At 64.7% G+C, this 10,991-nt stretch carries 13 protein-coding genes; 9 read left to right on the top strand and 4 right to left on the bottom strand.

All coding sequences use genetic code 11. From position 1 onward, the window contains the following. Nucleotides 1–353: 353 nt before the first annotated feature. From AC1DWU_RS17115 to AC1DWU_RS17105, 3 genes are all read right to left on the bottom strand, one after another. Nucleotides 354–1,133, bottom strand: a complete 780-nt coding sequence (locus AC1DWU_RS17115; protein WP_477151205.1) for a FecR family protein — start codon at nucleotides 1,131–1,133, stop codon at nucleotides 354–356. Between the two features lie 172 nt (nucleotides 1,134–1,305). Further along, complete coding sequence (locus AC1DWU_RS17110; RefSeq protein ID WP_477151204.1) at nucleotides 1,306–1,980, bottom strand: uracil-DNA glycosylase; 675 nt, start codon at nucleotides 1,978–1,980, stop codon at nucleotides 1,306–1,308. 122 nt (nucleotides 1,981–2,102) lie between these two features. After that, nucleotides 2,103–2,714, bottom strand: a complete 612-nt coding sequence (locus AC1DWU_RS17105) for a LabA-like NYN domain-containing protein (protein WP_477151203.1) — start codon at nucleotides 2,712–2,714, stop codon at nucleotides 2,103–2,105. Between the two features lie 343 nt (nucleotides 2,715–3,057). On the opposite strand from AC1DWU_RS17105, the gene rpoZ reads away from it, so the two are divergent. The 9 genes from rpoZ to AC1DWU_RS17060 all read left to right on the top strand — a co-directional run bounded on the left by rpoZ (nucleotide 3,058) and on the right by AC1DWU_RS17060 (nucleotide 10,744). Then, nucleotides 3,058–3,426: a DNA-directed RNA polymerase subunit omega gene (gene rpoZ / locus AC1DWU_RS17100; RefSeq protein WP_477151202.1), complete on the top strand. Its 369-nt coding sequence runs from the start codon at nucleotides 3,058–3,060 to the stop codon at nucleotides 3,424–3,426. A gap of 128 nt (nucleotides 3,427–3,554) precedes the next feature. Then, nucleotides 3,555–5,828 carry a RelA/SpoT family protein gene (locus tag AC1DWU_RS17095; protein ID WP_477151201.1) on the top strand — a complete coding sequence of 758 codons (2,274 nt, stop codon included), beginning with the start codon at nucleotides 3,555–3,557 and terminating at the stop codon, nucleotides 5,826–5,828. Continuing rightward, nucleotides 5,825–6,409 carry an orotate phosphoribosyltransferase gene (gene pyrE, locus AC1DWU_RS17090; protein ID WP_477151200.1) on the top strand — a complete coding sequence of 195 codons (585 nt, stop codon included), beginning with the start codon at nucleotides 5,825–5,827 and terminating at the stop codon, nucleotides 6,407–6,409. Before AC1DWU_RS17095 ends, pyrE begins: the two co-directional genes overlap by 4 nt. Before the next feature lie 199 nt (nucleotides 6,410–6,608). Next, complete coding sequence (gene acpS / locus AC1DWU_RS17085; protein WP_477151199.1) at nucleotides 6,609–7,007, top strand: holo-ACP synthase; 399 nt, start codon at nucleotides 6,609–6,611, stop codon at nucleotides 7,005–7,007. A gap of 52 nt (nucleotides 7,008–7,059) precedes the next feature. After that, entirely contained in the window at nucleotides 7,060–7,824 is a 765-nt protein-coding gene (lepB, locus tag AC1DWU_RS17080; RefSeq protein WP_477151198.1) for a signal peptidase I, read from the top strand. Next, nucleotides 7,824–8,528, top strand: coding sequence for a ribonuclease III (gene rnc, locus AC1DWU_RS17075; RefSeq protein ID WP_477151197.1), 705 nt, complete (start codon nucleotides 7,824–7,826; stop codon nucleotides 8,526–8,528). The genes lepB and rnc overlap by 1 nt, the downstream gene beginning before the upstream one ends. After that, a complete protein-coding gene (era, locus tag AC1DWU_RS17070) occupies nucleotides 8,525–9,475 on the top strand; it encodes a GTPase Era (RefSeq protein WP_477151196.1) in 951 nt (316 codons plus the stop codon). The genes rnc and era overlap by 4 nt, the downstream gene beginning before the upstream one ends. A gap of 27 nt (nucleotides 9,476–9,502) precedes the next feature. Continuing rightward, nucleotides 9,503–10,219 (top strand): DNA repair protein RecO, encoded by a 717-nt coding sequence (recO, locus tag AC1DWU_RS17065; RefSeq protein ID WP_477151195.1) that lies wholly within the window; start codon nucleotides 9,503–9,505, stop codon nucleotides 10,217–10,219. A gap of 54 nt (nucleotides 10,220–10,273) precedes the next feature. Then, nucleotides 10,274–10,744 (top strand): SRPBCC family protein, encoded by a 471-nt coding sequence (locus AC1DWU_RS17060; RefSeq protein ID WP_477151194.1) that lies wholly within the window; start codon nucleotides 10,274–10,276, stop codon nucleotides 10,742–10,744. Nucleotides 10,745–10,751: 7 nt separating this feature from the next. Here AC1DWU_RS17060 and AC1DWU_RS17055 read toward each other — a convergent pair whose 3' ends face one another. Then, nucleotides 10,752–10,991 carry a DUF6898 family protein gene (locus AC1DWU_RS17055; RefSeq protein WP_477151193.1) on the bottom strand — a complete coding sequence of 80 codons (240 nt, stop codon included), beginning with the start codon at nucleotides 10,989–10,991 and terminating at the stop codon, nucleotides 10,752–10,754.

The following is a 10,991-nucleotide window of genomic DNA, read 5'->3' as shown; positions in this document are numbered from 1 at the left end:
GGCTTGACCGGCGAACCGGTCCTTGCCGTGATGGTTTCCGCCTGAACTGCAGCGACCCGCAGCCCACCCGGTCTCCCCCGCACCAACCACTCGTCATGATCTCGCTTCGGTGCAGCGGATGGGTGGGAGAATCGCATGGGTGGGGAGTGAGGGGGATAAGAAATTTCGGTGTGCTCGCTCTTGCCCCTCCCACCTGCCGTCATCCCGGCTTTCGCTGGGATGACGGTTGGTGGCGGGCGAGCCTACGTGCCTTCCGCGCACCTCTTGGAATTCTCCCCGCAAGGGGGAGATGGGGCCGGTGGAGGGGGAGCGAGTACGCGTGACCATCACCAGGGTTGCAGCCCGTGGGCCAGCTACTTGTTCTTGCTCTTGTTCTTGCCGTGCCCGGGATTGCCCTGCTCGTGGGGGCCTTCGGCGCCCTCGCCGCCGTTCCCGAGGCCGTTATTGTTCTTGCCTTCGGGGTCAGGGGAACTCGGAACGGGGATGACGGGAGGGATTGGCGTGATGAGGACGCCGATGGCCTGGCTGGAATGCTGCTCGGCGGTCCGGATTTCACCGGCGCATTCCGATGGCTTGCCGACGCGGAACTCCCGGCGCAACGAGGCCTGGGAGACGACGTAGGGGAAGGCGGTGCTGGCGATCTTGAGGCGATCCGCTTCGCGCTTGATCACCTTGGCTTCACGCCGCGACTTCATCTGCGCGACGCTGCAGCGCTCGGTGAGCGTGACGCACTTGCCGGTGATGGGGCAAAGGATGACCCCGCCCTCGTAGAGGACCACGCTGGTCTTGCCGGCGCCGTCGACGGTGAAGTCGAACTCGGTGCCGCGGACGCCCAGCGACCCGGTCGGTGTGTTGATCGCGTAGGCTTTCTTGTCGCCATTGCCGGTGATGAAGCGGAAGGTGCCGGCCAGCGCGTTGACCGCGAACTTCTCCGGCGTGCCGTTGCTTCTAAGCAGGTAGCGCTCGATGACCAGGCTCGAGCCGCGACCGATCACCAGCTTGGTCTGGTCGGAAAACAGCACCTGCACCTCGCCGTCGAGGCCGGTGATGATGGTCTCGCCTTCGCGCAGTTCGCTGCCGCGAACGAGGCTGACGCGCGCATCGCCAAAACCACCCGTCGCCTGTGGCCGCACGGCAGCAACAGCGCCTAGTTGGTCCTCTGAAATCGCGGCACCGATCAAGAACAAGACGGCCGCAACTGCTAAAAACACCCGACGAAACGGCACCGTTGTCGCCCTGATTGCAGTAGATCAGCGCATTAACACTCTATTTACGAGTGATATCAACAGAGATTTCAAGACGTCGTTAGCGGCCCGGGGGGCGGCGCGTCGTGAAATGGCGGCTCAGGGGGGCGACGAGTGCTGCTGCGCGGCCGACGACGTCCTCGAACATTGCCGTGGTCAGCACGCCGGTATTCGTGTTGTACCTCGAGCAGTGGTAGCTATCGAAGAGTGTGGCGCCACCGGTAAGCCGGTGTTCGACACCGTGGCCGAAGGGATACTTCGAGCGCTTTTCGCCCAGCGTCGAGAGCAGCGAGTCGTGGGCGATGCGGCCGAGCGCCAGGAAGGCGCGGGGGCGATGCACCTCGATGGCGGCGCCGAGGAAGGGGCGGCAGGTCTTGATCTCGTCGCCGGTCGGCTTGTTCTGCGGTGGCACGCAGCGCACCGCGTTGGCGATCAGCACGTTCTGGAGCTCGAGCCCATCGTCCGGCCGCTGCTTGTAGTGGCCGGTGGCGAGGCCGAACTTTTCGAGCGTCGCGTAGAGCAGGTCGCCCGCATAGTCGCCGGTGAACGGCCGGCCGGTGCGGTTGGCGCCCTTGAGGCCCGGCGCAAGGCCGACGATCATCAGCCCCGGATGTTCGTCGCCCCAGGTCGGCACCGGACCATTGAAGTAGTCCGGATAGGACCGTTGGTTGTCGTGGCGAAAGGCCACGAGGCGCGGGCAACGCGGGCAATCGTGCGGCGGATTGGTCTCAGGCAATGTTAACCGTGGGGGGCTGGAGCGGCGTTCAGGAAAAGTTGCAGACTTTTCCGGTTCGAACGCGCGACAATCAAGAGATTCCTGCATTGCTCGTTTCGATGAACGGGAAATGCAGGAAGGACTCAGCTTCCCTTAGGGTCCACGGTCGCCATGGTCCGGTCGACCGGCGCAGTCCGGTCGGCGACCGCAGTGGTGCGATCGACCGGTGGGGTGCGGCCGACGATCTTGGCGAGATCGGCGACATCCATGAAGAAATCGGCCTGCCGGCGGAGATCGTCCGCGATCATCGGGGTCGGCGTGGTGAGCGTCGAGACGACGGTGACCCGCTTGCCCTTGCGCTGCAGCGCCGCAACCAGCGCGGTGAAATCGCCGTCGCCCGAGAACAGCACGAGGTGATCGTAGAAGGCGCTCATCTCGAGCGCATCGACGGTCAGCTCGATGTCCATGTTGCCCTTGATCTTCCGGCGCCCCGAGGCGTCGGTGAACTCCTTGGCCGGCTTCGTGACGACAGTGAAGCCGTTGTAATCGAGCCAGTCGATGAGCGGACGGATGGAGGAATATTCCTGATCCTCGACCAGGGCAGTGTAGTAGTACGCACGCAGCAAGTAGGATTTGGACTGAAACTCCGCGAGCAGCCGGCGATAGTCGATATCGACGCCGATGGCCTTGCTGGTCGCATAGAGATTCGCGCCATCGATGAAGAGTACTATCTTCTCGCGCGGATCAATTGACATGCCTGTTCTCCTGACCGGGGCCGCCGGCCTCTCAGGCTGCCCGGCATCAAATCATCTGTGGCGTACCGCCGGTTCGAGGAGGTAGCCGATTTACGACAGGTCCGCTCCCTAAGTTCGGAATACGCGCTTATTCCCGGGAATTTGCAAGACCGATAAGCGGCAGCGATCCGGTCGGGCTTTGGGGGTCTACAGGCAAGCCATTGTTCCATCATGCGAAACAGTTTGCGGCCGGGCTTCACTTGTCTGTGGTAAAACACGCTCTTGTGTCCGAGGACTGAAAACCTTGTGCCCATGGGCAGGCTCGTGTATGAGGGCCGCTTGATCCCACAATTTGGAGACGTACGTGGCCCGCGTCACCGTCGAAGACTGCATTGAGAAGATCGAGAACCGGTTCGACCTGGTTCTGATGTCCGCTCATCGCGCCCGCATGATCTCGGCCGGCTCGTCGATCACCGTCGACCGCGACAACGACAAGAACCCTGTCGTGGCGCTGCGCGAGATCGGCGACGGCACCATCTCTCCCGAAGACCTGCGCGAGGACCTGATCCATTCGCTGCAGAAGTATGTCGAGGTCGACGAGCCCGAAAAGCACGCCGCTCCGCTGCTCGACGCCAATGCCGACCAGGATGGCGACACCTTCGACACCATCAGCGAAGACGAGCTGCTCCGCGGCATCGAATCTCTGGCTCCGCCCGAGCGTCGCGACGATTGATCGGCGACTGATCTCGCATATATAGTCTTGAGGCGTCGGGCGTTTCCGCCCGGCGCTTTTTTGTTTGCATCGCCGCTAGAGCAACTTTGAGCCGCCGAGGCGGGGCCGCGTAGGAGTGCGGCAACCCAATGATGCGTCAGTATGAACTCGTCGAACGGGTGCAGGCCTATAACCCCCATACCGACGAGGCGCTGCTCAACAAGGCCTACGTCTACGCGATGCAGAAGCATGGCACGCAGAAGCGCGCCTCGGGCGATCCGTATTTCGCCCACCCGCTCGAAGTCGCCGCCATCCTCACCGACCTGAAGCTCGACGACGCCTCGATCGCGGTGGCGCTGCTGCACGACACCATCGAGGACACCGACGCGACGCGCGCCGAGATCGACCAGCTGTTCGGGCCGGAAATCGGCGCCATTGTCGACGGGCTGACCAAGATCGACCGGCTGCAGCTGGTGACGCGCGAGGAAGCGCAGGCGGAGAACCTGAGGAAGCTGCTGCTGGCCATTTCCGCCGATGTGCGGGTGCTGCTGGTGAAGCTCGCTGACCGGCTGCACAACATGCGCACGCTGGACTTCATGCCGGAAGCCAAGCGCAAGCGCATCGCCACCGAGACGATGGATATCTATGCGCCGCTGGCCGGCCGCATGGGCATGCAGGACATGCGCCAGGAGCTCGAGGACCTGGCGTTCAAGACGCTGCAGCCGGACCACTACAAGGCCATCACCGACCGTCTCGACGAGATGAAGTCGGAGTTCGCCGACACCATCAAGACCATCAAGACCGAGCTCAGCGAGAAGCTGAAGGGCGACGGCATCGATGCGCGGGTTTCGGCGCGGGTGAAATCGCCGTGGTCGATCTTCACCAAGATCGAGCGGAAGCAGATCGCCCTGGAGCAGCTCTCGGACATGATCGGGTTCCGGGTGATCGTGCCGACGGTGGAGGACTGCTACCGGGCGCTGGGGATCGTCCACACCAACTGGAAGGTCGTGCCCGGGCGGTTCAAGGACTACATCTCGGTCCCCAAGCACAATGACTACCGCTCGATCCACACCACGATCGTGGGCGTGGGGCGGCAGCGCGCCGAGCTGCAGATCCGCACCGAGGAGATGCACCGGATCGCCGAATTCGGCATCGCGGCGCACGCGCTCTACAAGGAGGGCGCCACCGACATCCACAAGATCGAGAACGAGAGTAAGGCCTTCGTCTGGCTGCGCTCGACCATCAGCCACCTGACGGCGGGGTCGTCGACCGAGGATTTCCTCGAGTACACCAAGCTCGAGCTGTTCCAGGACCAGGTGTTCTGCTTCACCCCGCGGGGCCGGCTGATCGCGCTGCCGCGTGGCGCGACGCCGATCGACTTCGCCTATGCGCTGCACACCGATATCGGCGACACCTGCGTGGGCGCCAAGATCAATGGACAGATCGTGCCGCTGGTGACGCAGCTTCGCTCGGGCGACGAAGTCGAGATCATTCGCGACCAGAACCACCTGCCGCCCTCGAACTGGGAAACCATCGCCGCCACCGGCAAGGCCCGCGCCGCGATCCGCCGTGCCGTTCGGCTACAGGCGCAGGCGCGAGCTTACGCCCTGGGCGAGCACATGGTCTCGATCCTCCTCGAACGCGAGGGTACCGGTTTCGACGAGGCGGAGTTCAAGCAGCTGGCAGAAGGGCTGGGGCAATCCAGCAAGCGCGAGCTGCTGATCGCGCTAGGCGAGGGCAAGATCAGCGGCGAGGATCTCGATACCCGCGTCATGGACGTCAAGGGCATCAAGCGGCGGCGGAAGAAGATCGACCTGCCGGTGCCCGACAAGGCCGAGGGCTGGTTCGCGCTGAAGGCCACGGAGCACTTCCGCTTCCGCGTGCCGGGCAACCCGCGGTCCGGCCCCCGCGCCAAGGCGGCGCTGACACAGCTCGATTTCAACACCAAGGTCGAGGTGTCGCCGGAGGGCGTGGTGCCGGGCGACCGGCTCGTCGGCATCATGACACCGGACACGCCGATCATGATCTACCCGATCCACTCCGACGCGCTGTCCGAGCTTTATGACAGCGACGTCGCCTGGATCGACGTGCGCTGGGACACCAGTGGTCGCGAGGATCGCGACTATCCGTGCGTGATCTCGATGCAGGCACAGAACAAGCCGGGCTCGCTGGCGCAGATCGCCACGGTGATTGCCGCCTGCGAGGCCAACATCCATAATCTGGTGATGCGCATGGAATCGCCCGATTTTCATCGGTTCACTTTCCAGATCGAGGTCCGTGACCTTGCACAGCTCACCGACGTGCTGAACTCGCTGAAGCTGGCGGCCGGCATCTCGGACGTGCAGCGTGCCACGGTGGCCGAGGCGCTGGCGCTGGACCGGCTGGAATGGACTGCGCCCGAACGGCAAGAGGAGCCCGCGTGACCACTGACGAAGTACTGGACCTGTTCCGTGAGAGCGGCGCGCTGCTCGAGGGGCATTTCATCCTCTCCTCCGGCCTGCGCTCGCCGGTCTTCCTGCAGAAGGCGCGGGTGTTCATGCACCCGGCCAAGGCCGAAAAGCTCTGCCGGGCGCTGGCGGCGAAGATCCGCGCGGAAGGCTATGGCGATGTGAGCCAGATCGTCTCGCCGGCGGTGGGCGGGATCATCCCTGGCTACGAGACGGCGCGGCACATGGGCGTGCCGGCGATCTATACCGAGCGCGTCGAGGGCAAGTTCGAGCTGCGCCGTGGTTTCGAGCTCAAGCCGGGCGAGAAGGTGATCGTGGTCGAGGACATCGTCTCGACCGGGATTTCGATCCGCGAGTGCATCGAGGCGATCAAGAAGACTGGCGCGAATGTCGTCGCCGCTGCGTGCCTGATCGACCGATCCGCCGGCGAGGCTGACGTCGGCGTGCCGCTGGTGTCGCTGGTGCAGTACAAGGTGCCGGCCTATCCGGCCGACGCGCTGCCGCCGGAACTGGCGGCCATCCCGGCGGTGAAGCCGGGGAGCAGGGGATTGGCGTGATGGCTGCCGCGAGCGCCGGTTCGCCTTCTCCCCTTGCGGGAGAAGGTGCCCGTAGGGCGGATGAGGGGTATCTCTCCGCGCACGCCGTCGTTCGTCGCTTCGCTCCGATCGCGCAACACCACGTGTTGCGAACCCCTCATCTGGCCTTCGGCCACCTTCTCCCGCAAGGGGAGAAGGCGTTCGCGGAGACATCACGCCAATGATCATCGGGATCGGCAATGACCTCTGCGACATCCGCCGCGTCGAGAAGACGCTGGCGCGTTATGGCGAGCGCTTCACGCACCGCTGTTTCACCGAGATCGAGCGGCAGAAATCGGATCGGCGGGCGCAGCGCGCGGCCTCCTATGCCAAGCGCTTCGCGGCCAAGGAGGCCTGCTCGAAGGCCTTGGGTACCGGCCTTAGTTTCGGCGTTTATTGGCGCGACATGGGCGTCGTGAACCTCCCCTCGGGCAAGCCGACCATGAAGTTGACCAATGGTGCTGCCCGGATCCTGGAGCGGCTTGTTCCAGCTGGTCACAAGCCACATATCCACCTGACTATTACCGACGACGGCGGCATGGCCCAAGCGATCGTCATTATCGAGGCGCTGCCCGGTTGACCGGGTGCCAGCGCTCCCGTAACCACTTGGCCCGTTGGGGCAGAGGCGAGAAATGAGCCAGTCGATGTCGAAAGCCGAAGCCAAGGCCGGCAAGAAAAAGAATGAGCTGCTCGAGACGTTCATCGTCATCATCGAGGCGCTGGCGATCGCACTGATCTTCCGGACGTTCCTCTACCAGCCGTTCTCCATTCCCACGGCCTCCATGCAGCAGACGCTGATGATCGGCGACTACTTCATCGCCAACAAGTGGACCTGGGGCTTCGGCAAGTACTCGTTCCCGATCGCCGTGCCGTTCAACGGCCGCATCTTCGGCGGCACGCCGCAGCGCGGCGACATCGCGGTGTTCCGCAATGAGATCACCAACGAGGACTACATCAAGCGCGTCATCGGCATGCCGGGCGATCGCATCCAGATGAAAGAGGGTCGCCTCTACATCAACGGCACCATGGTTGAGCGCGAGCAGACCGGGACCGCCGAGGACACCGACAGCTACATGACGACGGTGCCGGTGATCGTTTACACCGAGACGCTGCCCAACGGCGTCAAGCACACCATCCAGGAAATCTCCGACGACCAGCCGCTAGACAACACGGCCGAGTATGTCGTGCCTTCGGGCCATTACTTCATGATGGGCGACAACCGTGACCGCTCCGCCGACAGCCGGGTGCTGAGCCAGGTCGGCTACGTGCCGCTCGACAACTTCATCGGCAAGGCGGAAGCGCGGTTCTTCTCGATCAAGAACAACATCGCCCCGTGGCAGCTGTGGGAATGGCCCGCCAACGTCCGCTGGGACCGGATGTTCCAGTCCGTGAACTGATGGGGAAGGGGCGCACGCACGAAAAGCTCGAGGCACGTCTGGGATATCGCTTTGCCGACCCCGACCTGCTCGACCGTGCGCTGACCCATTCGAGCGCCGTCTCGCCTGGCAAGCGCATCGAGCGCTCGTACCAGCGGCTGGAGTTCCTGGGCGACCGGGTGCTCGGCCTCGTCGTCGCCGACATGCTCTACCGCCGGCTGCCCAAGGCCAATGAGGGTGAGCTGTCGCGCTCGCTCAATACGCTGGTGCGCAAGGAAACTTGCGCCGCCATTGCCCGGCAGCTCGACCTCGGCTCCGAGATGAACCTCGGCGACAGCGAAGCGCGGACCGGCGGCGCCAACAAGGATGCCATTCTCGGCGACATCGCCGAGGCGGTGATCGGCGCCATCTTCTGCGATGGTGGGCTGGGGCAGGCCTACGAGATCGTCGAGCGGCTGTTCGGCGAACAGTTGGACCAAGCCGGCAACGTCCGCGCCGACCCCAAGACTACGCTGCAGGAATGGGCGCAGGGCAGGGGGCTCGAACCCCCGCTTTATGCCGAGATCGAACGCACCGGCCCCGACCACGCGCCGGAATTCACCATTGCCGTGCGGCTGGGCAATTATCCCGCCATCACCGCCACTGGCCCCTCCAAGAAGCTCGCCGAGCACAAGGCCGCCGAGGCTTTCCTCATCCGAGAGAAAGTCTGGCGCGACACGATATGACCGACAAGAACGAAATGCCCGAGGCCACCGAACTGCCGCTGGCCGGCGAAAACACCCGCTGCGGCTTCGTCGCGCTGGTGGGCGCGCCCAATGCCGGCAAGTCGACGCTGCTCAACTCGCTGGTCGGCACCAAGGTGTCGATCGTCACGCACAAGGCGCAAACCACCCGCGCCCAGATCCGCGGCGTGGTCACGGAGGGCGAGGGGCAGATCATCTTCATCGATACGCCCGGCATCTTCGCGCCCAAGCGCCGGCTCGACCGGGCGATGGTCGACGCGGCCTGGACCGGGGCGGGCGATGCCGATTTCGTGGCGCTGATCGTCGACGCCGAGCGGGGCATCACCCCCGAGCTCGAGGCACTGCTCGAAGGCCTTGAGAATATCCCGCACGACAAGATCCTGGTGCTCAACAAGGTCGATCTGATCAAGCGCGAGACGCTGCTGGGGCTGTCGGAGCGGCTCAACGGCATGGTGCGTTTCCAGCGCACCTTCATGATCTCGGCGCTGAAGGGCAGTGGCGTCAAGGACATGCTCGACTGGTGCCTGACCCGCATCCCGCTCGGCCCCTGGCACTTCCCCGAGGACCACCTGACAGACCTGACGCTGGCGATCACGGCCGCCGAGGTGACGCGCGAGAAGCTGTTCCTGAGGATCCACGACGAGATCCCCTACAACACCACGGTCGAGACCGAAAAGTTCACCATCCAGAAGGATGGGTCATATCGGATCGACCAGGTGATCTATGTCACTCGCGACACGCACAAGAAGATCGTGCTCGGCGCCGGCGGGCAGACCATCAAGTCGATCGGCGCCGAGGCGCGGAAGGAACTGATGGAGATCTTCGAGACGCCGGTGCACCTGTTCATGTTCGTCAAGGTGCGCGAGAAATGGGGCGACGACCCCGAGCGCTACCGCGAGATGGGGCTGGAGTACCCGCACCAGAAGTGAGTGCGCCCTCTCACCGCGTGACATCCGATGCAATGGGACGGTGAGGGCCTGATCGTCGGGGTTCGCCGTCACGGCGAGTCGAGCGTCATCGCCGAGGTGATGGTCGAGGGCAGGGGGCGGCAGCTCGGGCTGATCCGGGGCGGACGATCCTCGAAACTCGCGGCGACGCTGCAGCCCGGGAACTCGGTGCAGGTCACGTGGCGGGCCCGGCTCGAGGAACACCTCGGCACCTTCACGCTCGAACTGCTCGAGGCCCGCGCCGCGGCGCTGATCGCCGACCGGCTACGACTCTATGCCAGCCAGCTGGTCTGCGAGCACCTGCGGCTGTTGCCGGAGCGCGATCCGCATGACCGCCTGCTCGGCCTCGCCATCCGCATCCTCGACCAGCAGGGCACGCCGCTCGAGCTCGGCGCCTCGGTGGCGCGGTTCGAGCTCATCCTGCTCGATGAACTGGGATATGGGCTCGACCTCAGCAGTTGCGCCGCCACCGGCACGACGCGCGATCTTACCCATGTCTCCCCCAAGTCCGGCCGGGCGGTGAGCCGCGCCGCGGCCGAGCCATACCTCGACCGGCTGCTGCGCCTGCCGCCGTTCCTCATCGGGCATGCCGAACCGACCCCCGAAGACGTGAGCGACGCCTTCGCGCTTACCGGGCACTTTCTCGACATGCACGTCTGGATGGCGCGCCAACTGGAACCGCCGGCCATCCGGGAGACGTTTGTGGGGCTGGTGTCCGCAGCCTGAAGGTTGATCCAATCTGCTCGCCTGTGCGTTGATGCACGCCAACGGGAGACGAACATGCCGGAACACCTGCGCGTCGACACCGCATCGCTGATCGTCGCGGCACCGCCGGAGACGATCTACCAGGCCTTCGTTGATCGCGATGCACTCCTCGCCTGGCTGCCACCCGAGGGCATGACCGGCGAAATCCTCGATTTCGAGCCGCGCCCAGGCGGGGTCTTCCGGATGGCGCTGCACTACAGCGAGCCCGGCCGCGGCAAGTCCACCGAGGACACGGACGTGGTGCACTCCGAGTTCGCCGAGCTGGTTCCCGGCAAGCGGGTAGTGCAACTGGTGCGCTTCAAGAGCGACGACCCGGCGTTTGCCGGCACCATGCGGATGGTGTGGGACCTCGAACCGGCGCCCGGCGGGACACGCGTGATCTTTCTCGCCGAGGATGTACCGGAAGGGATCAGCATGCAGGACCACGACGCGGGGCTGAAGTCGTCGCTGGAGAACCTGGCGGCCTATGTGACCGGCGGCGCCTAAGGCACCATCAAGCGTACTTCGCCGGCTTCGGTCCGCTTGGTGTCGGTGGGTCTTCGCCGGCGAGCTTGCGCTTGAGCTTGGCGAGCGCCAGCGATTGCATCTGGAAGGGGGTGGCGCTGAGGGGGGCGATCACCACCACTTCGGTGCCGGTGGCCTCATCGATGGCGGCGACGCGCATCTGCTGGCCGAGCTGGGTGAACTCGAAGAGGACGCGGCCGGACGGACGATTGTCATCGCGCCCGGCCAT

This window comes from Devosia sp. P2_G7 (assembly GCF_056403495.1).
This window is presented reverse-complemented; position numbering and strand designations above follow the sequence as displayed.